This window comes from Segetibacter aerophilus (genome assembly GCF_007991655.1).
GTDB classification, from domain to species: Bacteria; Bacteroidota; Bacteroidia; order Chitinophagales; family Chitinophagaceae; genus Segetibacter; species Segetibacter aerophilus.
The window spans coordinates 324,056-347,174 of record NZ_BJYT01000004.1 but is presented as its reverse complement, the minus strand read 5'-3'; the positions used below and the strand labels follow the sequence as shown (position 1 = coordinate 347,174).

At 40.7% G+C, this 23,119-nt stretch carries 20 protein-coding genes and 1 tRNA gene; 17 read left to right on the top strand and 4 right to left on the bottom strand.

Annotated features, from left to right (window positions below):
* The coding region (locus SAE01_RS24430) for a beta strand repeat-containing protein (protein ID WP_218029109.1) at positions 1 to 1,794 on the top strand (1,794 nt) is incomplete at its 5' end.
* A 254-nt stretch (positions 1,795 to 2,048) separates the two neighbouring features.
* On the opposite strand, the gene SAE01_RS07520 is transcribed toward SAE01_RS24430, so the two are convergent.
* Positions 2,049 to 2,121: transfer RNA gene (locus SAE01_RS07520), tRNA-Lys, on the bottom strand.
* A gap of 172 nt (positions 2,122 to 2,293) precedes the next feature.
* On the opposite strand from SAE01_RS07520, the gene SAE01_RS07515 reads away from it, so the two are divergent.
* The 6 genes from SAE01_RS07515 to SAE01_RS07490 all read left to right on the top strand — a co-directional run bounded on the left by SAE01_RS07515 (position 2,294) and on the right by SAE01_RS07490 (position 8,195).
* Entirely contained in the window at positions 2,294 to 3,100 is an 807-nt protein-coding gene (locus SAE01_RS07515; protein ID WP_147203071.1) for an SDR family oxidoreductase, read from the top strand.
* Between the two features lie 91 nt (positions 3,101 to 3,191).
* Complete coding sequence (locus tag SAE01_RS07510; protein WP_147203070.1) at positions 3,192 to 4,019, top strand: SAM hydrolase/SAM-dependent halogenase family protein; 828 nt, start codon at positions 3,192 to 3,194, stop codon at positions 4,017 to 4,019.
* Positions 4,019 to 4,315, top strand: a complete 297-nt coding sequence (locus SAE01_RS07505) for a putative quinol monooxygenase (protein WP_147203069.1) — start codon at positions 4,019 to 4,021, stop codon at positions 4,313 to 4,315. The genes SAE01_RS07510 and SAE01_RS07505 overlap by 1 nt, the downstream gene beginning before the upstream one ends.
* A 19-nt stretch (positions 4,316 to 4,334) precedes the next feature.
* Complete coding sequence (locus SAE01_RS07500; protein WP_147203067.1) at positions 4,335 to 5,096, top strand: lysophospholipid acyltransferase family protein; 762 nt, start codon at positions 4,335 to 4,337, stop codon at positions 5,094 to 5,096.
* A 194-nt stretch (positions 5,097 to 5,290) separates the two neighbouring features.
* Positions 5,291 to 7,789 (top strand): replication restart helicase PriA, encoded by a 2,499-nt coding sequence (gene priA, locus SAE01_RS07495; protein ID WP_147203066.1) that lies wholly within the window; start codon positions 5,291 to 5,293, stop codon positions 7,787 to 7,789.
* A gap of 205 nt (positions 7,790 to 7,994) precedes the next feature.
* Positions 7,995 to 8,195 carry a hypothetical protein gene (locus SAE01_RS07490; RefSeq protein WP_147203064.1) on the top strand — a complete coding sequence of 67 codons (201 nt, stop codon included), beginning with the start codon at positions 7,995 to 7,997 and terminating at the stop codon, positions 8,193 to 8,195.
* 94 nt (positions 8,196 to 8,289) lie between these two features.
* Here the strand turns inward: SAE01_RS07490 and SAE01_RS07485 are convergent, their stop codons facing one another.
* A complete protein-coding gene (locus SAE01_RS07485) occupies positions 8,290 to 11,094 on the bottom strand; it encodes a TonB-dependent receptor (RefSeq protein WP_147203063.1) in 2,805 nt (934 codons plus the stop codon).
* A gap of 260 nt (positions 11,095 to 11,354) precedes the next feature.
* On the opposite strand from SAE01_RS07485, the gene ggt reads away from it, so the two are divergent.
* The 5 genes from ggt to SAE01_RS07460 all read left to right on the top strand — a co-directional run bounded on the left by ggt (position 11,355) and on the right by SAE01_RS07460 (position 17,319).
* A complete protein-coding gene (gene ggt, locus SAE01_RS07480; RefSeq protein WP_147203061.1) occupies positions 11,355 to 13,085 on the top strand; it encodes a gamma-glutamyltransferase in 1,731 nt (576 codons plus the stop codon).
* Positions 13,086 to 13,335: 250 nt separating this feature from the next.
* Positions 13,336 to 14,217 carry a Ppx/GppA phosphatase family protein gene (locus SAE01_RS07475; protein WP_147203060.1) on the top strand — a complete coding sequence of 294 codons (882 nt, stop codon included), beginning with the start codon at positions 13,336 to 13,338 and terminating at the stop codon, positions 14,215 to 14,217.
* A 178-nt stretch (positions 14,218 to 14,395) separates the two neighbouring features.
* Positions 14,396 to 15,211, top strand: a complete 816-nt coding sequence (gene panB, locus SAE01_RS07470) for a 3-methyl-2-oxobutanoate hydroxymethyltransferase (RefSeq protein ID WP_147203058.1) — start codon at positions 14,396 to 14,398, stop codon at positions 15,209 to 15,211.
* A 366-nt stretch (positions 15,212 to 15,577) separates the two neighbouring features.
* Complete coding sequence (locus SAE01_RS07465; protein ID WP_147203057.1) at positions 15,578 to 16,621, top strand: sensor histidine kinase; 1,044 nt, start codon at positions 15,578 to 15,580, stop codon at positions 16,619 to 16,621.
* On the top strand, positions 16,618 to 17,319 hold the full coding sequence (locus SAE01_RS07460) for a LytR/AlgR family response regulator transcription factor (protein WP_218029108.1): 702 nt from the start codon (positions 16,618 to 16,620) through the stop codon (positions 17,317 to 17,319). The genes SAE01_RS07465 and SAE01_RS07460 overlap by 4 nt, the downstream gene beginning before the upstream one ends.
* Before the next feature lie 41 nt (positions 17,320 to 17,360).
* Here the strand turns inward: SAE01_RS07460 and SAE01_RS07455 are convergent, their stop codons facing one another.
* On the bottom strand, positions 17,361 to 17,993 hold the full coding sequence (locus SAE01_RS07455; protein ID WP_147203055.1) for a hypothetical protein: 633 nt from the start codon (positions 17,991 to 17,993) through the stop codon (positions 17,361 to 17,363).
* A gap of 388 nt (positions 17,994 to 18,381) precedes the next feature.
* On the opposite strand from SAE01_RS07455, the gene uraD reads away from it, so the two are divergent.
* Genes uraD through SAE01_RS07435 form a run of 4 tightly spaced genes read left to right on the top strand, consistent with a single transcriptional unit; the run spans position 18,382 to position 21,507 of the window.
* Positions 18,382 to 18,888 carry a 2-oxo-4-hydroxy-4-carboxy-5-ureidoimidazoline decarboxylase gene (gene uraD / locus SAE01_RS07450; RefSeq protein WP_147203053.1) on the top strand — a complete coding sequence of 169 codons (507 nt, stop codon included), beginning with the start codon at positions 18,382 to 18,384 and terminating at the stop codon, positions 18,886 to 18,888.
* Positions 18,885 to 19,220, top strand: a complete 336-nt coding sequence (uraH, locus tag SAE01_RS07445; protein WP_147203051.1) for a hydroxyisourate hydrolase — start codon at positions 18,885 to 18,887, stop codon at positions 19,218 to 19,220. The genes uraD and uraH overlap by 4 nt, the downstream gene beginning before the upstream one ends.
* A 42-nt stretch (positions 19,221 to 19,262) precedes the next feature.
* Positions 19,263 to 20,702 carry a DUF6986 family protein gene (locus tag SAE01_RS07440; protein ID WP_147203049.1) on the top strand — a complete coding sequence of 480 codons (1,440 nt, stop codon included), beginning with the start codon at positions 19,263 to 19,265 and terminating at the stop codon, positions 20,700 to 20,702.
* A gap of 10 nt (positions 20,703 to 20,712) precedes the next feature.
* On the top strand, positions 20,713 to 21,507 hold the full coding sequence (locus SAE01_RS07435) for an ABC transporter substrate-binding protein (RefSeq protein WP_147203047.1): 795 nt from the start codon (positions 20,713 to 20,715) through the stop codon (positions 21,505 to 21,507).
* A gap of 35 nt (positions 21,508 to 21,542) precedes the next feature.
* Here SAE01_RS07435 and SAE01_RS24425 read toward each other — a convergent pair whose 3' ends face one another.
* Positions 21,543 to 21,680 (bottom strand): hypothetical protein, encoded by a 138-nt coding sequence (locus tag SAE01_RS24425; RefSeq protein WP_170234105.1) that lies wholly within the window; start codon positions 21,678 to 21,680, stop codon positions 21,543 to 21,545.
* Positions 21,681 to 21,925: 245 nt separating this feature from the next.
* On the opposite strand from SAE01_RS24425, the gene SAE01_RS07430 reads away from it, so the two are divergent.
* Positions 21,926 to 23,038, top strand: a complete 1,113-nt coding sequence (locus tag SAE01_RS07430; RefSeq protein ID WP_147203046.1) for a hypothetical protein — start codon at positions 21,926 to 21,928, stop codon at positions 23,036 to 23,038.
* Positions 23,039 to 23,119: the final 81 nt, after the last annotated feature.

Sequence of the window (23,119 nt, the reverse complement as noted above, 5' to 3'; positions counted from 1 at the left end):
AACACAGCAAAAGTGGTAAACATTGTAAATACCACGGGTGGTAATAAAACTCTTTCTGGTAATCTTACTTCTACAGCCACAGGTTTAACGGTAACAGGAAATTCAGGTGGCAGTACTATCCTATTTAGTGGAGCAACTAAGTCATTTAATACAGGAGTGAATATAGCCGTAAGTCTTACAACAAATACTGGCTCAACAATCAACTTTAGTAATGGCGGGTTAGCTATAACCACAACATTTGGAAGTGGCTTTAATGCGACTGGTGGGGGGACAATTAGTGTGACCCAAGACGCAGGTACATCCAATACAATCACATCAACAACAGGAATTGCTTTAAATGTGGTAAGCACAACAATAGGTTCAGCGGGTGTAACTTTTAGAAGCATTAACTCAAATGGTGCAGCAAATGGAATTAACCTAAGTTCAACCGGGGCAGGTGGACTAACAGTTACAGGTGATGGTGGAGGAGCAAGTAACGGTTCGGGTGGTACTATTTCATCAGCTACTGGTAAAGGTATACAGTTAAATTCCGTTTCAAATATTAGCCTTAACTACATGAATATTACCGGAGGGGGCAACGACGGAATAGATGGAACAAACGTAACCGGCTTTACTTTAACAAGGTCTAACCTTACAAACAACGGAAATGCAGATGAGGAACATGGAATTGAATTTGCTAATGTGATGGGCACTGTTACGCTTACAAATTCAACCATTCGCGGCTCATTTGAGCATAATTTTAAAATAACAAATACCAGCGGAACAATTAACAATCTTAATGTCACTGATTGTACTTTCGACCATTTGGCAATCCAATCAGGTGCTGCAGGAGGCAATGGGTTTTTAGTTGTAACTCAAGGAACATCGATAATTACTAATGCTGTGGTTACTGGTTGCACTTTCAGAAACAATTTTGGAAATGGAGTACTTGTAAATTCAGAAAACAACTCAAGAATTGGATTAGATAATGCTACTAGTGCAGCCACGATAGGGTTTAAGTTAGCAAATAACACCTTTGATGACAATAATATTGCTATTCAATTTGGTGTGTTCCATTCTTCGGACATGACGGTAGACATTCAGAGTAATACAATTATTAATGACGGCAGACGCGCAACATCGGGTGCATCGAGTACATCACACGCAATTGTCGTAGGCTCTTCGGCAATAGCTCTTTCAGGATCATCGCTAAATGCAAGAATAGATGGTAACGTAATTGGGAGTAATTCATTTGCCGGATCAGGCTCTTCTATTGGTTCAGGAATAAGGTATATAGTTCAGGGTCTTACTACTTCAACAGCATTAATAAACAATAATACCATCCGTCAGGCTCCTTCAGGATATGGAATTGAGGCTACTTTCCTCGGGCCTCAAGATGATTTGGGAACTGTGCCGGTAAGTGATATAACTGTTACTAATAATAATGTTGATCACAGGAATTATACGTTTGCACCCGGATCATCTGATTTTCCATTGCCTGCAATTTATATAGCAGCAGATAATCAGGGGGCTACTGCTGCAGGCGCACCAACTGTCAGGTCAGATGTTAGAGGCAACACAGTGCCAACAGGAAACGGGCTATGTACAACAGGGTCATGCAGTATCCTCGGGACATGGATTGAAGTATACGAATACACAGCAGCATCAGGTCCGGGTATTCATCAATTAGTTGACGCAGCGCCTGCTAGTGCGAACGCAACTGCCCAATTGACCAGCGCCAATACAGGGTCTGCATCAGCTAATCCTGAAGTGGCACTTATTGCAGGTCCTATTAATCTACCACCTGATCTATAATAAAGCCAAGCAATTGCGACACAAAGCCGATTTTGTAAGACCAAAAGCGGGTATTCAATAACTAAAGGGTTTTGTCGCATCTATTCTCAGTAAAGCAAAATTGTTAGTCACAGTTGCTTAATCAAGCGGGTAATAAACAAAATTTGTAAGGATAAGTTACTTAAAGTAATACTAGGTAAGAAAAGAAACATTTATAGGGAAAGTTCAACTAAAAAGAAAAACCCTTGAATATCAAGGGCTTTTGCTTCTTTCTGTGATCCCGCTGGGACTCGAACCCAGGGCCCATACATTAAAAGTGTATTGCTCTACCAACTGAGCTACGGAATCTTTCCTTTCAACTCTATAGGGCCTTCGCCCTTTTTCGTTTTGGGAGTGCAAAAATAGGAGTACGAATATTACCAGCCAAATTTTTGAAAAACATTTTTGCACGTTTATAGATATTCCTATTCCTCTAATATCTGCACTAACTCTGTTACTTTTGCGAATTCAATATCATCTGATGTCATATTTTTCGAATAAGGTTGTAGTCGTAACAGGAGGAAGCGAGGGCATCGGAAAAGCACTTGTTGAGCTGCTGCTAGAAAAAGGTGCACGGGTTGCGACATGCGGAAGGACTTACGAAAAACTATACGAACTACAAACTGCTCATGCAGGAAGACCACTCCATACAGGAACAGCTGATGTCAGCAGAGAATCAGACTGTAACAATTTCATTAATTCTGTCCTCGAGACTTTTGGCACCATCGATATTTTAATAAATAATGCAGGCATCTCCATGCGGGCCTTGTTTAAAGATCTTCAGATTGATACGTTAAGAACTCTTATGGATGTAAACTTCTGGGGTACCGTTTACTGCACCAAGTTCGCCCTGAATGAAATAATAAAAAACAAAGGAACTATTGTCGGCGTGTCTTCGCCTGCGGGGTTTAGAGGCTTGCCGGGCAGGACAGGATATAGTGCGAGTAAGTTTGCTGTGAATGGATTTCTTGAAGCACTGCGAACTGAACTTTTAGCGGATGGTGTAAATGTAATGTGGGTCTCGCCGGGTTTTACGACAAGCAATATTCGTAATGTGGCGTTGGATAAAGATGCCAGGCCGCAAAAAGAAAATCCGATGGATGAAGATAAAATGATGAGTGCGGAAGAATGTGCAACGTATATTTTAAAATCTATAGAAAAAAGAAAGAGAACACTTGTCCTTACACTGCTTGGAAAGTCAAGTCTTCTTCTAAATAAATTATTACCCTCGCTGACAGACAAGATGGTGAGAAACTTTTATTTCAAAAATGGAAAACTTGTAAAATAGGAAGCCCAAGCACTAAGTTGAATATCGAATATTCCTTCATTACAAAATATGAAATTCAACATTTCGGCAAGTAATACATCGAAACTAAAGTATGTCTATAATAACCCTAACTACAGATATTGGCCAGCAGGATTACCTGGTAGCTGCCGTGAAGGGTCAGTTATACAGTGTGAGTGAAAACCTGACTATTGTTGATGTATCGCACCAGCTTTCGTCGTTTAATTATCCCCAGGCGGCGTACTTCTGCTGCAGTGCTTTCCATTATTTCCCTTCTGGAACTTTCCATATAGTGCTTGTTAATATGTTTGACCAGAAGCCCAAACAAATGCTCTTAGCTTATCACAATAAGCAATACATCGCTTGTGCTGACAATGGCCTGTTAACAATGATTATTGATGGAGCGCCTGAAAGAGTTGTAGCGTTACCTCTTCCCGAAGGAGAGCGACCCACTACATTAACCTGCACCCAGGTTATTGCCAATGCACTCTGGCAAATACTGGCAGGAAAAGACCTCGATTATATTGGAGAATCAGACATTACAATAGTTGAAAAATTACGGCTTAAATATGTAAACAGTCCTACCACGATGGAAGGACAAATTCTTTATATCGACAATTTCGAAAACGTAATTGTAAACATCACTAAGGCTGACTTCGACAGGGAAAGAAATGGCCGAAATTTTAAAATTGTTTTCAAAAGAGATGAAGTTATCGACACGATCAGTGAAACTTATGCATGCGTACCCCAAGGCGAAAAAGTAGCCTTCTTCAATTCCTCCGGTTACCTGGAAATAGCTATCAATAAGGGCAACGCTGCAGGACTGTTTGGTTTGCAGGGGTTCTCCGAAGCAATGCAAAAACAAAGCATCTCTTTACAGAACAAGTGGTTTTATCAAACAGTTAAAATCTTCTTTGAATAATGCTTGTTCGGATCGTTAAGATGACTTTTAGGGAAGATGCTGTTGAAGCATTCAAAGTATTTTTCGAAGAACGAAAAGAAAAGATAAGATCCTTTGAAGGATGTACCCATCTTGAACTCTGGCAAGACAACAACCATCCAAACATCTTTTTTACTTATAGCAATTGGTGCGATGAATTGGCTTTACACCACTATCGCAATTCAGCTTTCTTTCGCGATACATGGCAACAAACCAAACAAATGTTTTGGGCCAAGGCTGAGGCATGGTCAGTTAATCAATTGGTTGTTTTGCCATAGTTTCATATTTTAGATACCCATGAAAATTTTGCTAAAACCGCTGCAGTGGATTTATTGTGTCTACGCTTTGCTGATGTTTATAGCCATCATGTTTGTTGCAGTTCCGTTCGTAATCGTTGCCTCGTTTTTCGGCAGGGTAAAGGGTGGAAACTTTATTTACAAAGTTGTAAAGGCTTGGGGGTACACATGGTATTTTATCGTTGGCATCAGGCACAAAAATATTTTTGAAGTTCCTCACGATAGTTCACGTCAGTACATTTTTATTGCCAATCATATTTCCTATATGGATATTCCGCCGGTCGTTATGGCCTTGAGTCAGCCAGTAAGAATTTTGGCGAAATATGAAATGTCAAAGGTGCCCATCTTCGGCTACATCTATAAGAGTGCTGCGGTGATGGTTAAAAGAAGCGATGCTGATAACAGAGCCCAGAGCGTTCTCGAAATGAAAGAATTTATCAGCCGTCGCATTTCAATTTTCATTTTTCCCGAGGGCACATTAAACGAAACCGGAAAGCCACTAAAAGAGTTTTTCGATGGTGCGTTTCGCATAGCAATTGAAACTGAAACGCCGTTAAAAATTGTGCTGTTTGTCGACACTGTCGACCGCCTTCATTTCAGCAGCATTTTCACTTTAACGCCGGGCCAGTGCCGCGTGGTTTTTTTAGATGAGGTGCCAGTAAAGGGTCTTACTTTAAATGATTTGCCGGCATTAAAAGAAAAAGCTCATAAATTAATGGAGGCTGGATTAAGACGGTACCGTAAGTATCCTGAAGAGGTATAAGGCGGCAATGTATTTTGTTCACCAGCATTTTCTCGCGTAGCATCATCGTTGTGTCACTTACTTGTACTCAAAATCATTGTTCCAGGTTTGCAGCTTTTTGAAACGCTTTCCTATATTTTATAAGTTATCAAGAATACAATAAAAGGCGTCGCGGCAAAGGGTTAGAAGCAATCAGTTATTTTTGCTGATTATACATGGCCTACAACTTAACCTCATCCCCTTTATTCAGCCCCGACCCAAACGAAGGCGTGTATGCTGAAGTAATCATCCCGCTTGCTTTGCCAAGAAATTATACATGGGCAATTCCTACACATTTAAGGGCAAATATTTCTAAAGGCTCTCGTGTAGAGGTTCAGTTAAAAAACAAAAAGTACTCTGGAATTGTAAAAACTATCCACACCGATAAACCAACTGCTTTTGAACCGAGAGATATTCTAAATTTATTAGAAGAGCAGCCCCTCATTTATCCGCAGCAACTTAAGTTATGGGAATGGATCGGTGACTATTACATGTGCAGCGAAGGCGAAGTGATGCAGGCTGCTTTGCCTTCTCACCTCAAGTTATCAAGTGAAAGTATTCTTACCTACAATGAAGAATTTGGAGAGAACTTTTCTGACCTCAACGACGAAGAATATTTAGTTGCCGAAGCACTCTTGCTAAAGAAAGAATTAAAGCTAAGCGAGGTACAACAAATTTTAGATGCTGCCCACGTATATCCAATCATCAAGGGTCTGATAGAAAAAAAGGTTTGTATGGTTTGGGAAGCATTGAAAGACACCTACAAACAGAAACTGGAAACCTACGTTCATTTAGAGGCAGCATATCACAACGAAGAAAACCTGGCAAAGCTTTTAAACGAATGGAGCAAGAACAAGGCACCCAAACAGCTGGAACTACTTCTCTCCTACTTGCATGTAATTAGAACCGAAGGCGAAGTAACACAAACGAATCTTTTAAAAAAGGCAAATGCAAGTTCTGCGCAATTGAAAGGACTTGCAGATAAGAATATTGTACGACTTGAAAAACGTTCGGTCGATCGCCTTCCAACACTTCCAAGAGATATTAAGATTGATTTCGAATTGTCTGCCGCGCAAGTAGAAGCTGCGGAGTCTGTTGAGCGAGTTTTAAATGAAAAATCGGTTTGCCTGCTTCAGGGTGTTACGTCAAGTGGTAAAACCCAGATTTATATAAAACTGATTGAGCAGTATATTAAGGCAGGAAAGCAAGTGTTGTACATGCTTCCGGAGATTGCTTTAACGGCACAAATTATAAGACGGCTTCAAAAATACTTTGGTGGCTACATCACCATTTACCATTCGAAGTTCAATCCAAACGAACGGGTAGAAATCTGGAACAAAATAAAAACAGGCGAAACAAAAGTTGTACTTGGAGCAAGATCGTCCCTGTTCCTGCCTTTTAAAGAGCTTGGCCTGATCATCGTCGATGAAGAACATGATCCCTCTTTTAAACAACAGGAACCGGCACCGAGGTACCATGGACGGGACGCAGCTATTTATTATGCTTCTTTGTATAATGCAAAAGTTTTGCTTGGAAGCGCGACACCTTCCATCGAAAGCTACTTCAACACACAGGCAGGAAAATATGGCTTAGTAAACCTTACTGAACGTTATGGTAATGTGCAAATGCCGGCCATACAGATAGTTGACGTAAAAACAATTATTACCAAAGAAAAAGGGAAGATTATTTTATCGCCTCAGTTAACGGAAGCAATACAGCAGTCCCTGCAAGAAAAAAAGCAAGTCATTCTTTTTCAAAACAGACGCGGTTATTCTCCTTACCAAATTTGCGGTGTGTGCGGCTGGATACCGCAATGCGAAAACTGTGACGTTACCTTAACCTATCATAAAGCAAAAAACAAATTGCAGTGCCACTATTGTGGTACGTCTTATCCCCTGGTGCTTACTTGCGCTGCATGTGGCAACCACAACTTTGTACAGAAAAATTTTGGTACAGAGAAAATTGAGGAAGCTTTAGTCGAGGCTTTCCCCGAGGCTAAGATTGCAAGGATGGATTATGACAGCATTCGCGGAAAGAACGATCACGATGCTTTGATTAAACTATTTGAACAGCAGAAAATAGACATACTTGCCGGGACGCAAATGGTTGTAAAGGGACTTGACTTTGAACACGTAAACCTGGTAGGCATTGTAGACGCTGACGGCATTTTAAACTTCACCGACTTTCGTGTAAATGAAAGAGCATTTCAGTTGATGGAGCAGGTAAGCGGCCGTGCCGGTCGTCGTGAAGCGCAGGGAAAAGTAATTGTACAGGTGAGCAATACACATCATCCTGTATTGCAATTTGTGCAGCATCATAGCTACGAAGAGATGTACCGCTTTGAAATCGAAAACAGGAAGAACTTCTTTTATCCTCCTTTCTCAAGAGTGATCCAACTTATCTGCAAGCATAAGGATAAAAACATAGCCGAGGAGGCCGCCAATATTTTAGGCCAGTTTTTGAACGACAAGTATGCTGCTTATGTTAGCGGACCAGCTGAGCCTGCTATAAACCGCGTGAGAAACCAGTACTTGTATGAACTCTTATTAAAGCTTCCAAAAGACGCTCAATTTCTTCGGCAATGCAAGCAAGACATTTTACAACAAGTAAGCATTGTACAATCGAATAAGAGATACAGAAGTGTAACAATTGTTGCGGATGTAGATGCGGTCTAACAGATTTATGTAGCCTAAAAAAAGGTGCTTAAAACGTTGAAAGTACAAGTGAGTGACACAACAATGCTGAGATAAGATTTACCGTCTGGTCAAAAAAGAGTTTAAAAACAGTCAAACCTTTAACCGGTACCTCCAATTGAAAAGGTACAATTGTTGTGGCATGGCCAATGAAAACTAACCTCGTAATTTGATAAAATCTCCTTCTATGATTTACAAATTTTCTGATTTCCTCGAGTTGAACTATCGCCAGTTGGAACCTTTTGTTGATGGAAAGGAAGAATTGACAAAAAACGAATTATTAGAAAAGTGCGCGGGTGAGATTAGTTTCGATTTGCTGCAAAACTTAAAGGAATTGATGTTCAGCAAAATTGGCAAAAATGCCGAGGGCGAACTGTATGTGGTCTAAGGCGGCCGATAAAAGCTACTTCTCTTTACTCCAAAAGAAAAGTGCTACCGCTTTTGATCGCGATAGCACCTGGTAATATTAAAAAAATGATTTCTTACAACGAGATTTCAAACCTACCATACACATATCGGCCATTGTAACCGAACTGTGTAGCTCTTCTTGAATAGATAAACTGGTTAGCAGTAGTGTTTCCTGGATCAGCAACTTTTTCAGGATAGATATCCAGAATATTATTAGACCCTATACTGATACGGGTTGCCTTAGAAATCTTATACCCAATAGAAGCCTCGGTGATAACCCGCGGATCAAAAGTTTGCTGGTAAAGAACAGTTGTAGTTGCTTCATCAACAGCGCCGAAGTACACATTTCTAACGAAGAAGTTCCATTTAGCAATGCCATAAGTAAAAGTCAAATTTGCCTTCACCCTTGGTACAGAACTCTCAAGATAGATGCGGCTTGCTTCGCTAAAATATATACTCTCTTTCGATTTTAATAGTTCAGAAGACTTTATAGGTCCTACCCTCATGGTTTTAGAAACTGTTCCGGCTAAGTCAGCACGAAAATTTCCGGAGCCAAGTTTAGTTCCATAAGAAATTACTACGTCTACACCTTTTGTTTCTGTATTAATAGCATTGGCAAAAAACTGCGCCCTGTTTGCGTTATACGACAAAAGAATATTGTACAACTCTTTGTCGCTAGCTGAAGCAGAGGCGGCATTATTACCCTGGAATAAATCCGTGTAAATAACCCTGTCGTTAATCCTGGTAAGGTACCCATCAACAGTAACTTTAAATTTACCCAGGTTTCCGGTAAAGCCTAAGCTCACACTTTTAGACTTTTCAGCACGTAAATCAGGAATTCCTAAAAGCTTGGCAGCACGGCTGTCATTAGGGAAAGTAGCTACTTCGTAAGGAATACCACCTACAAACAAGGTTGAAGTATTTGAGAAATAACGCTGATGCAAAGAAGGTGCTCTGAAACCGGTACTGACCGAACCACGAATGGCGAAATTGTCTCTCAGCTTATATCGCAAAGATATTTTTCCGCTAACGTTACTTCCGAAGTCATTGTAGTTTTCAAAACGAGCAGCACCGTCTATCAAAAATGCTTTAGAAAAATTGAACTCTCCATCAGCATAAGCAGCGATGGCGCTTCTTGTAGCATTAACGGCATTTTCAGGTCTAAATCCTGGGAAGGATTGTGCGCCACCAGTTAGTGCTGAACTATCAGGTCCACCGAATTTAGTAACCACCAATCCTCTTAAATCAGGAACCAGTATAGGTCTGCCTGCAGCATCTACACCAACTTGTCTCGATCTTCCATAGTCGGCGTAAGAAGCTTCCTCGCCTGGAACTAACTGGTATCTTTCAAACCGGTGCTCTGCACCAAATGCTACGTTTATTCCGCTTAAACCAGCAAAGCTTCTTGAGAAATCGAGGTTGGTTGTGTTTTGAGTAAACACAGGCCCACCCGAGTTAAAGCGGGTTGGTGAAGCAACACCCATTGTTGAATTTAAAGTATTGACTACTTTAAAAATAAATTGGTTCTGTCCGTAAGTGTTACTGAAATCAACGTTCCATTCTTTCAACTTACCCCTGATACCAAAGGCAAGGTTTCTATCGTAAATGTCTGAGTGAATTTCAGGTAAAAAACCTAATGGATAGACCGCTAAAATATTGTTGGTGTTATTAGGCAGACGGAAATTGGCAGCAGCCTGGCCGTTTCTGTATCCCAGACCTCCAAACATGTAAAACTCAGTTCCCTGGTCATCCATTGGAATGCTTGAATTAAACATAAATTGTCCGCTACGCAAACGGGATTGACCTACTCTCTGTTTAAAATCATCACGGGTCTTATTATTAGCAGTCAAAAATGAATCTGTTCTGTCAACAGTTTGAATGGCGCCTGCAGCATTGCGACCATTGTACCTGCTGTAAATAGTTCCGGTTCTTTCACCTGCACGGTTGGTGTAATTGCGGTAATCAAATGAACCGGAGAAGTTGATAAATCCACCTCTTTGCCCCATTGGGATACCAAAGTTTATCGCGTTTTGTACGGTTTGTCCATCAGTAATGGATTTGCCTAGGAACTTGGTAACATTTGCTCCAGCGGTAGTAGAAAACGTAACCCTGTTTACAGAACTTTTTAAAATGATATTTATAACTCCCGCAATCGCATCGCTACCATATTGGGCAGAAGCGGCATCACGAAGTATTTCAATTCTATCAATAGCGGCAACTGGGATGGCGTTTAAATCTGTTCCTACAGAACCACGTCCGAAAGTACCGTTGATATTTACGAGGGCTGTGTTGTGCCTTCTTTTACCATTAATTAAAACCAAAACCTGGTCAGGACCTAACCCTCTTAAAGAAGCCGGATCAATATGATCTGAACCATCAGCAACCGTCTGCGTTCCTGAGTTGAACGAAGGAGCTACATAACTTAAAATCTGGTTGATATAAACCTGCGGCGCATCTTGCGCGATCTTCTTTATATCGATCACGTCTACAGGAACAGGCGTTTCCAATTGTGTACGTGGCAGTGCTCTTGAGCCAAGAACAACGACCTCGTTGGTAACACCTGAATTGCTTAGAGAAAAATCCAGCGTTGCAGTTGCTCCATCGGCCACGGTCACTCTTTTAGGACTGTTGGCGAAGCCTACATAACTGGCGCTTACGGTATAGGTTCCGCCTTTTACTTTCAGCGTATAGGTTCCACCATTATCTGTTGTGGTCCCGGTGCCCGTTCCCTGTATTGATACGGAGGCACCACTAAGTGTATTACCGCTTTCATCCCGAATGGTACCGGTAATAACTGCCTGCGCCTTTACCCCCGCTACAAGCAGAAGGAATAATACAGCTGTAGTTAGAAATTTAAAAATTGAGGAAATTTTCATCATACTTGTTTTGTTTAAAAAAAAAGGTTTCGGAATAATAGGCGGTCAGAATTTTTGTAACCCGGCTATTATAATATGGCAGCAGTCGTTGCGTCGCACTCTTGCACTTGCTAACAACATTGAGCATCTAATGTTCTAATATGCTGCATGAACAGAGAACTTTCCATGTTGGCAGGAGCTGCTAAGTTAAAGTTTCACTTTCCTGCAAAAACTTTTATTAATAAATTTTAATTGAAAGGGTTAAAAAGGCAGAAATTTGCGCCATGCAATTCAAAGTTCCTGTTGTTGTTTTCGCCTTATTAATTACAAATATTCTTGCGGCTCAATCTTTTGTTGGCCCTGGTAAAGCAGTTGATCCATATCACTTCTCCAGCAATAAGACTCAGACTTATTCGAATGGTGCCGTTGTTTGCGCACACCCTATTGCTGCCAAAGTAGGAGCCGAAATTTTAAAACGGGGAGGAAATGCCGTTGATGCAGTAATAGCAACACAGCTTGCACTTGCAGTGGTTTATCCTGGTGCCGGAAATATCGGGGGCGGCGGCTTTCTTGTCGCCAGGATGAAGGATGGCAAAACTTTTACCTACGACTACCGTGAAACTGCTCCGGCAAAAGCAAGCCGTGATATGTACCTGGATGAAAAAGGAACTGCTCAAACCAATCTCTCGCAATTTGGTCATCTCGCTTCCGGCGTTCCCGGAACGATTAGTGGATTGTTTGCAAGTCTTAAATACGCAAAGCTTCCGTTCAAAGTCTTGATCCAGCCGGCAATTGATCTTGCAGAGAAAGGCTTTACGCTAACAGAATCGGAAGCATCGAAATTTACGCGGGCAAAAGATGCATTTTTAAAATATAACACAGTAAAACCTGTGTTTGTAAGAGAGAACGATTGGAAGAAAGGAGACACACTCTTCCAGAAAGAACTGGCAAACACACTAAAAAGAATAAGAGACAAAGGTGCGGCTGGGTTTTATGAGGGCGAAACTGCAAAGCTGATCGTAGCCGAAATGCAAAGAGGAAAAGGTCTGATTACTTTGAATGATTTAAAAGCCTATAAAACAAAAGAGAGAAAACCGTTAGAGTTCGATTACAAAGGGTACAAGGTGGTGAGCATGCCACCTCCAAGTAGTGGTGGTGTGTTATTAATGCAAATGTTGAAAATGGTTGAAAAACGTCCATTGCAGGCGTATGGATTTGAGACTGTGAAAAGTGTGCAGCTAATGACCGAGGCCGAGAGAAGAGCTTATGCAGATCGTGCAGAACATCTTGGCGACCCGGACTTTTGGAAGGTACCCGTGAGCACCATTACAAGTGATGCTTACCTGGCAAGAAGAATGGCCGATTACGATAGCACCAGAGCAAGCAAAAGTGTTGAAATAAAAGCAGGCTCGGTATCAGAGAGTACGGAAACAACGCACATTAGCGTCGCGGATAAATGGGGAAACTTAGTAGCTGTTACTACCACGCTGAACGGCAATTTTGGAAGCAAGACTGTTGTTGGTGGGGCGGGTTTTCTTCTAAATAACGAAATGGATGATTTTAGTGTGAAACCGGGAGTGCCAAATATGTATGGCGCAATTGGTGGAGAAGCAAATGCCATTGCACCAGGCAAACGGATGTTAAGCTCGATGGCACCAACAATTGTATTAAAAGGTAATAAGCCTTTTATGGTAGTCGGAACGCCGGGCGGTACAACTATCCCAACCTCGGTTTATCAAACTATCGTTGATGTGGTGGATTATAATATGAGCGCTGAAGAAGCTGTTAATAAGCCAAAATTTCACCACCAATGGCTGCCCGATGAAATACAGGTGGAAGAAGGATTTCCCAAAGACGTGATGCAGAAACTTCAGGAAATGGGATATGCAGTTAAGGTATATTATGTCGCTGGTTACGCGACTTCAATTGGTCGTGTTGAGCTCATCAAAATAAATAACGGCAAGCTTGAAGCGGCTGCCGATAAAAGAGGTGACGACAGCGCGGCAGGTTATTAGGAAAAATAAATCAAAGAGGCTTCTTCAGTTCAACTTTGGGTATTATAGAAAATCTCTTTGAAAAAAGACTAAAGCTCCGCGAAGCGTTGCCGGCAAAGTGCTTGGGACGCAACGATGATCCTACAACAACTAATGCTGGTATTAAAAAATCTCCTCTTAAAATTCAAATTCGCCCCAACCGTTTTCACTGGTAGAATATTTGCAACATTCAACATTCTTTAAAATTCATTATAACAAAAACAACTTACCAGTGAGATTAGCCGCTATAGATATTGGAAGTAATGCCGCCAGATTATTAATTACCGATGTGATTGAAGGCATCGGACATCCTCCTGAGTTTTGTAAACTCAATTTGATCAGGGTACCACTTCGACTTGGATTTGACGTGTTCGAAACGGGGGAAATTTCAGAGCATAGAACAATGATGGTGACAGAGGCCATGAAAGCCTACAGTCATTTGCTTAAACTCTACGAGGTCGAACACTTTAAAGCCTGCGCTACCAGCGCTATGCGCGATGCAAGAAATGGTTCGGAAATCATTAAAAGGGTGAAGGAAGAAACCGGGATAGACATTGAAATTATCAGCGGCGATCTTGAAGCATCTGTTATTTATGAAAACCATGTTGCCGAAAGTATGGACGACAATAACAGCTACCTCTATATTGACGTAGGCGGCGGAAGTACCGAACTTACCTTTTTTGCTGACGGAAAACTAGTATGCAAACAATCTTTCAACATCGGCACTATTCGCTTACTTAAAAACCAGGTAGAAGAACGGATGTGGGATGAGATGAAGGAAATGATAAAGGTAAAAACGAAAGGATATAAGAAAATTGTAGCCATAGGCACCGGCGGCAACATAAATAAGATCTTTTCTATTAGCAAGAAGAAAGATGGTAAGCCGCTAGAGTTGAGTTTACTGAAAGACTACTTTAAAGAATTTGGGGCAGTTTCTGTAAAAGAGCGAATTCGTCTGTATAAGTTCAGGGAAGACCGTGCAGATGTAATTGTTCCGGCACTGCAGATTTTTATAAATGTGATGCGCTGGGCAGATGCAGACGAAATTCTTGTACCGAAAATTGGTTTGGCCGACGGACTTATTCAGCACCTGTATTCGGAGTTGCGGTCGTAGAACTATTTCGACAAATCGCTCCTTACATTTTGGTGAAATAAACAATATAAGATCTGTAGCAAATAACTGTACTTTTACAACTTTCTGATGGGTTCTATCAGAGCATGTTTTATTCTAAAGCAGAGCCATACTCCTCTCCCATCTCGTTTTGAAATTATTCATCAATTTCTATTAAGAGATGTCCGTAAATAAGCAAATTAAAAAAGTTACTACCAATACACTTCTGCGACTAAAAGTCAATGGTGAAAAGATCTCGATGATCACCGCATATGATTTTTCGTTCGCCAAACTCTTCGATGCGGCAGGTATTGATGTAATTCTTGTTGGCGACAGTGCCAGTAATGTAATGGCCGGCCATGAGTCTACTTTGCCGATCACACTTGATCAAATGATCTATCATGCTGCCTCCGTTATTAGAGGTACAGAACGTGCGCTCGTTGTTGTAGACTTGCCCTTCGGCTCTTACCAATCTAACAGCGACGTTGCACTTGCCTCTGCCATTCGAATTATGAAAGAGACAGGTGCCCATGCGTTAAAGCTCGAAGGCGGAGAAGAAGTAGTTGAAAGTATCAAACGAATTGTCCGTGCAGGGATCCCGGTGATGGGTCATTTGGGACTTACGCCGCAGTCCATCCATAAGTTTGGTACTTACGTCGTAAGGGCAAAAGAAGAAGCGGAGGCAAACAAACTCAGAAGCGATGCTTTGATCTTACAGGAGGCAGGCTGCTTCGCAGTGGTGCTGGAGAAAATACCGGCCGCACTGGCAAAAGAAGTTACCGAAAGCCTGGTAATGCCAACAATAGGCATTGGAGCAGGAATGCATTGCGGTGGCCAGGTTTTAGTAATGCATGACTTGCTCGGTATCAATACTGAATTCAAACCGCGGTTCCTACGGAATTATTTAAACATGGCAGAACAAGTTACCGGTGCTGTAAAACAATATATCGCCGACGTTAAGAATAATGATTTTCCAAATGAAAGCGAGCAGTATTAGGTAGTAAGAATTAGCTGATTATAAAAATTCATAGCATAAAGCTTCAAAGTATAAATACCTCTCTTAGCCGCGCAAACAGGTTTGGGCTTTACCGATTGTTTTCTCCCATTAATCCAAATTCTTTTTAAGTAGCCTCAGGGTCAACTAGTTTTAATTTTAGTATTAGCCGTACCTGCTGAAGCAATCAACAACAGTAATTGAAATTGAGCCGACATTCATTCTCATTACCTGACTACCACACAAAGCCAGATTACCTTTTAACGGAGAGCATGTTAATAAGTATGCACTTGTTATTATCGGTTAGTTGTTTAAAATTTCGATATTGCTAGAACGAACCTAATTTTTACCCTAAATCCTACTTTTACTTTGAACAAAAGGCTCTTAACAATTACAGTGCATGTGGCAGCATGGGCGTGTTTCTTTCTACTGCCTATTGTGTTTTCTCCCAGGCCTAGAGAGGCGGATTTCCAGTTTAGTGAAGCTATGATAATAAGGTTCATCTGCATAGATGCTTACCTGCTTGCCTTCTATTATTCAAATACACTGGTACTGATACCTCGATTGCTTACAAAGAAAAAGTGGCTTTGGTACTCTCTGACCATTATTGCGCTACTTTTCATATTTGTCTTTATCAATCGGCTCCTCGACGATATTATACGAGCAGAAATGCCCGAAAGAATAAAGTTGAGAATGCAGCGACGCCGGCCTTCTTATTTCTACCCTTTTACAGCTTCGACTGCCGTTTTCTTTTTAGTGTTTACCGTAAGTACCTGCTCACGAGTTATACAGGAATGGCTGGGAATTGAAAGAAAAAAACAGGAAATTGAAAATGAGAAATTAGCCACAGAACTTTCGTTTCTTAAAACACAGATTAACCCGCATTTTCTTTTCAACACCCTTAACAACATTTACTCTTTGGCCCTTGTTAGAAGCGAAGCAACGGCTGATGCAGTCTTAAAGCTTTCATCAATTATGCGGTACGTTCTGAGTGAAACCAAACACGACACTGTTCCGCTTGATAAGGATATACAGTTTATAAAACACTATATAGAACTTCAGAAAGTACGACTGACGGATAAAGTGACCATTGAGTTTGTTGTAGAAGGACAAACAGAAGGAAAACAAATTGCACCGCTGCTCTTGATTCCATTCGTGGAAAATGCTTTTAAATATGGTGTGAGCACAAAAGAGACGTCGAAACTATTATTTAAGATAAAAGCAAGTCCTGATAACATTTTGTTTACTTCGCAGAACGATATGATTTCTTACGACAAAGGAACCGAGAACAATACCGGGATCGGTTTAAAAAATACAAGACGAAGACTTGAATTACTATATCCCGGTACGCATGAACTAACAGTAAGTGAAGAGAACAAACAGTTTATTGTTAAATTAATACTCCTTAAATGATGCGTTGTATAGCAATAGATGATGAGCCGCTTGCGTTGCAATTAATTACAGAGTATGCTTCACGCATTCCTTTTTTGTCTTTAGAAAAGACCTTTACAAATCCTGACGAGGGAAGAGCATGGTTACAGCAAAACGAAGTAGATGTGTTGCTGCTCGATATACAAATGCCCGATATCAATGGCCTACAGTTTTACAAAACACTCATCAAAAAGCCGCTTGTAATTTTTACCACTGCCTATAGCGAATATGCAGTCGACGGATTTAATGTGGATGCCGTTGATTATTTATTAAAGCCTTTTGAGTACGACCGTTTTCTGAAAGCGATTTTTAAAGCGCGCGAATATCTTGAGTTTCTCAATAGCCAGGAATTGCAAATGTCATCCATATTTGTAAAAGTCGATTACCAGTTAATGAAGATCAATTTAAAGGATATAGAGTTGATTGAAGGATTAGATGATTATATCAGAATTCACATCAAGCCCAAGCCTATCCTTACTTTAATGACTCTAAAAAGTCTGCAGGAGAAATTGCCGTCCCCCGAATTCATACGCATTCATCGCTCATACATTGTGCCTTCTAACAAGATTGAAAGTTTTGGAAAATCGAGGGTTAAAGTTGCAGGTAAAGAGATCCCCGTGGGAAGTAGCTATAGCGAGGTTTATCAGCAGCTCTTAAAAAGTAAGGGGCTGGAGCCTTAGGCATTTTCCAAAAAGTATTCGGGTGCAATTAGTACGTAAGGCTAGTCTCTAACCGCATAAATAGATGCTGTATTGCCGTTGATTGATTTAATTCTGCCGTAATTACTACTAAGCAAATCACTGGTAAAATAGTCAATTGTAACATTGCCAATTGACTTCACTTTTCCCTCTTTGCCGGTAAAAGACTCACCTATCCAGTAGTCAAAATTGATGTTGCCGATGGATTTTATTTTGCCCTGCTCACTACTAAGTAGTTCGCTGTTCCAATAGTCAACATTGAGATTACCGATAGATTTTACTTTGCCATTTTTACCGCTCAATAAGTCACTTGTCCAATAATCGATTTTCATGTTGCCAATCGTTTTCACTTTTCCGTCGCGGCTACCTGAGGTGTCATTCATCCAATAATCAATTTTCACATTTCCAATTGATTTCACTTTTGCTTCTCTGCTTCCAAAGTCAGGTTCGAAGTATTCATATTCGCCTCCTGCTGCCGTGTTAAAAGTGACAAGGTTTCCTTTGCTGTCAACGACGAAAATAATTCCTGCCTCCACTATTTCTACAGATTTAACTTCATTATCAGAAAGGTGAAAAACAGCTTTTGTGACATTCTGTGACCGTCCCCAAAAAAAGGATATTAAAAGAATGAAGGAAAGAAAACATTTTTTATTCATAGCTTAAAATCTGGGACTGATCAGGTTTATTTATACGAGCTCAAAAATATTCTCTGGCCAGAATTGCTTCTACTTTTGGAGATATAAAGCTAAACATAAAAATATAAGCAAGTAAACGTGGACAGGTGGATAGCATCGATCGTGTTCAAAGGGAATGATAATAGCCTGATAATAAATAGCAGTGAAAATCCTTTTTATCCTTAAAAAATGTCCTTTATTCGCTTTATTAAAATCGTATGAAAATTGATTGAAACCTCTTGTGTTCGCTGGTGTTTTAGTGCTTAACGTTCCAAGCTGTTGCAGTAAAACCAACCGTACAAGGGAGTGACACAACAATGTTGCCCAGACAACTTCTGCCGGTATCAAACAAAAATGACAATGCATACTTATGACTTTATCCGACTTAAATACATTAGAGAAATCGCTGCTAAAAGAAGAACTTACAAAGTGTTGCGGAGCGCATGTTTGGGTAGAGAAAATGATGGCTATTTTTCCTGTTAGTAGTAAAGATGCTTTATTAAATGAAGCGCGCAACGTTTGGTATGACTGCAATGAGGATGATTGGAAAGAGGCATTTACTCATCATCCGAAAATTGGGGACATGAAGTCGTTGAAAGAAAAATTTACCACCACAAGCAAATGGGCGGAAGGAGAACAGGCTTCGGTAAAACAAACCTCAACCGAAGTTTTAGAAGCGCTTGCGGAAGGGAACAAATTATATGAAGACAAGTTCGGCTATATCTTTATTGTGTGTGCAACAGGAAAATCTGCAGAGGAAATGTTAGTGTTGTTGAAGGCAAGACTACCCAACGATCCGCACGAAGAAATAAAAATTGCGATGGAAGAACAAAATAAAATTACTCAACTAAGACTTCAGAAACTATTATCATCATGAGCCAAATTACTACGCATATTCTCGATACTACAAGCGGCAAGCCTGCAACCGGTGTCACCATTATTTTATATGCTCATGAAAGTGACTGGATAGAAATTGCCAAAGGTGTTACCAATAAAGATGGTCGGATAACGGATCTACTTCCCGTAGGAGAGGTTTTGCCAAAAGGAATGTATAAAATGAAATTTGCGACTAAAGGATATTTTGATGCACTTTCAATTGAAACCTTGTATCCTTTTGTGGAGATTATTTTTAGCATTGCGGCTTCTGAACATTATCATATTCCGCTACTTTTAAATCCGTTTGGTTATACCACTTATCGCGGTTCATGACCTCAATTCCACACCACCAACTTCTCAATTAAAAGCTAACTCATGAAACTTTCTATAAGTCAACACGACAAGGATACTTTACTACACGCACTGGGAACAGCCAATCTTAGGTTTCAAAAAACGTATCCGGGAGACAGACCTGATAGGCAGCCCGTACATACGGTGTATGGAGGGGCAAATCTTTTTAAGTCTGATACCACCGTTCGTATGGGCGAGATTGCTTTGAAGAACCTGCAGACGTATGCCCCAAATTTTGTTTCCCTTGCAAAAACTCTCAAACTAAGGGGACATGAATATTTGCCCGACGTACAACAAGACATAGATGATCTAACACAAAAGCTTGATGAGATGAGCGACGCACAGCGAAAGAAAGAACATGGGTGGCTCTCTTATTCCGTTTATAATAAGATCATTAAAAAGTTGCAAACGGAAGCAGTGGAAGATTTCCGCATCGACTTTGAGGATGGCTTTGGAAACAGGCCGGATGATGAAGAAGATACTACCGCTGAGAATGCGGCTGATGAAGTAGCTATCGGCATGAAGAATAAAACACTTTCTCCGTTTATCGGCATTCGGATAAAACCCTTTACAGAAGATTTAAAGTATCGGGGCGTCCGGACGCTTGACATCTTCCTATCGACATTGTTAGAAAAGACCGGTGGTATATTGCCTGAAAACTTTGTTGTAATGCTTCCGAAAGTGACAATACCGGAGCAAATGACAACAATGGTAAGGCTGTTTGAAATTTTAGAGGAGGCTAATAAGCTGCCAACAGGAACTCTTAGGATGGAGACGATGGTAGAGGCTACCCAAATTGTTTTGGATGATGAAGGTCGGAACCCTTTAATGCGGATTATAAGAGCAAGTGAAGGAAGGTGTATAGCAGCTCACTTTGGGACATACGATTATACTGCATCAGCGGGTATAACCGCAAAGTATCAAACGATGTCTCATCCTGTTTGTGACTTTGCCCATCATATGACTAAAGTTGCCTTAGGTGGTACCGGTATTTTTTTATCTGATGGAGCTACCAACGTAATTCCCATAGGCCCGCACCGGGGAGAAAATTTAACCTACGAGCAACTCACGGAAAACAGGCGGGCAGTGCACCAGGCGTGGGTTACTGGTTTCAATCATACCACTCACTCGCTTATCAATGGTCGCTACCAGGGTTGGGATTTAAATCCGGCCCAGTTGCCGATGCGCTATGCAGCTACCTACAATTTCTTTTTAAGTTCTTATGAAGATGCCGTTTATCGTTTAAAAACTTTCGTTGACCGTTCTGCCATCTCCACACTAACAGGCGACATATTTGATGATGCCGCTACAGGACAAGGATTGCTAAACTTCTTTTTAAAAGCCATGAACTGCGGGGCAATAACAGAAGAGGAAGCACTCTTAACGGGGCTTACTTTAGAAGAAATTCACTGCAGGTCGTTTTATAAGATTTTGGAAGGAAGGCGCGAAAAACATTCAAAGTAAAACAGCAGATTTGAATTCTTTCAGGGATCAATTAGGCAATACTATTCAGCTCTCTTTTCCACCAAAAAGAATTGTATCTCTTGTTCCTTCACAGACAGAGTTGCTTTTTTCGTTAGGGTTGGAGGAAGACGTCGTAGGGATTACTAAATTCTGCATTCACCCCGAAAAGTGGTTTAGAACAAAGCAACGGGTTGGAGGAACAAAAACTGTAAATATTGATGCAGTTAAATTTCTGCAACCTGATCTTATTATCGCCAACAAGGAGGAAAACGTGCAAGAGCAAATAACGGCACTGCAAGAAATTGCACCTGTATGGGTAAGTGATATCGCAACTTTAGACGATGCCCTGGAAATGATACAATCTGTAGGAACACTGGTTAACAAAACTGGTGAGGCAAGTAAAATGGTCAATGAGATTACAGAGAGGTTTCAACAAATTCCCGCTCTAAACACTACCCTTCGAACTGCTTATCTTATTTGGAAAGATCCTTACATGGCTGCCGGTGGTGATACTTTTATCAGCGACATCATGTCCTATTCCGGATTTGATAACGTTTTAAAAGGCTATCCTCGCTACCCCGAAATAACTATAGAGCAGTTGGCGCAACTTGATTGTGATTTGATTTTACTATCGTCTGAACCGTATCCCTTTAAACAGAAGCATATTCAGGAAATCCAGCAGGTACTAACGAATACAAAAACTGTATTGGTCGATGGAGAAATGTTTAGCTGGTATGGAAGTAGATTATGCCTAGCGCCGGCTTATTTAACTAGCTTGTTGAACGAAGTGCAGCAGACAATGTAGTTGTCCTAAAACATTGGAGAATGTTTACGCCACAACTACAACGACACAATAAACCCAAGCAAGAATAGCAACACAATTTTTAATACATCCTTCATCCAATTTGGAACTGCCGAATTTCTCCTTCCATACACTGAGGGAGTTGGCGAATAGTAGAGATATGTTGTTTTTTTCATGTAGTAAATTTATTTTAACTCTTTACCATCTTAAACCGCAAACAGATACATAGTTGCTCAAATAAGACATTGTTTCACCACTTCGAAGCTTTTTAACAGAAATAATCAAGATTATTGAAAGACAAGTAGTAGCCGAAATTCTTTATAGCCCACTTGCCTTCGCCTGTTTGTGGATGCTGCTAATGCCAATAATCTTGTTACCCGTTAAAATCCTCTACTTTTAGATTAATAAGAGAACCGAGAACATGAAGTTTGTCAACATCCCAAATGCCGGAAAAATTAATACTAACGACGCTCCGTCAAGAAAGAAGCCCTACTACCCTATTAATGCGGATTTAAGAAACTACTTAAGAAAACATGGCCGCGAAGTAGTCCTTCCGGTGATGTATGAGGACCTGGCGCGGATTACTTTTTCACTACCTATAAAAGACAAGAATGGTAAAGACACTTATTGGGAGGAAGCGAGGTATGATATGCGGGAATGGGAGTTTATTAGGGACGGTCTCATTAAGATCTATGCAATCCTAAAAACTGAAGGTAATCTAAACTTCGCCCCCCACTGGGATGTAGCCCGAATAGAATATTGTGCTTTTGGTAATTCGAACCCTTTCAGGATAAAAATTGTAAACAAGCATAATGGAAACTACGACCACTTTTATGTAAAGACTGCTGATGCTTCCCGCATTTACGGTTTGGAACTGGAGCACATGTTGTCACCTAACCGCATTTCTTATTTCACCTACTTCGCCACTTTGGTCGAAGAACATATACCGGGAATACCGGGCGACATTTTCGTGCAGCAATACCTGGAAAATCCGATTACAAACAAAACACGTTTTGCGAAGGAGTTTGTCAAGTTTAATGAAAGATGTTTCTTACGGCTACTCGGCGACATGCGCAGTTACAATTTTGTGGTAGACATCACCCCAGATATAGAAGATTTCCAGTACCGCATTCGTGCAATCGACTTTGATCAGCAGTCGTACGAGGGCAGAAAAAATCTCTACCTGCCGCAATTTTTTAAGGAGAACCTCGCGTATGTAGAGCTGGTCATGCAGAACCTTGACAAAGATTCTATTAACCAATATAAAACTGAAGAAAAAACCCTAATGGCTTTTAGAGTGGCTGACTCCCGGTACAGGTTAATGGACCTTTTCAATATCATGTGCAGAGACAATATTTCTTCAACTAGCAAAATTGACGAGCTTAAGCAACAGCTTAAAGAATACTTCAGTAACCCCAAATTCCTCAAATGTCATTCCATGGGAGACATTGTAAAACTAAATCTGAAACAAACACTACTGAGAAACCTCCGGGAAATACAGGAAGCGAAAAGCAAAATAAAAACCGCAGAATAAGACATTTTTAAACTACTTCAGCCCTTTTTAGTTCACTTGGTATTTTTTTTCTTACGCATACTATATCTACCTTTGCCACTC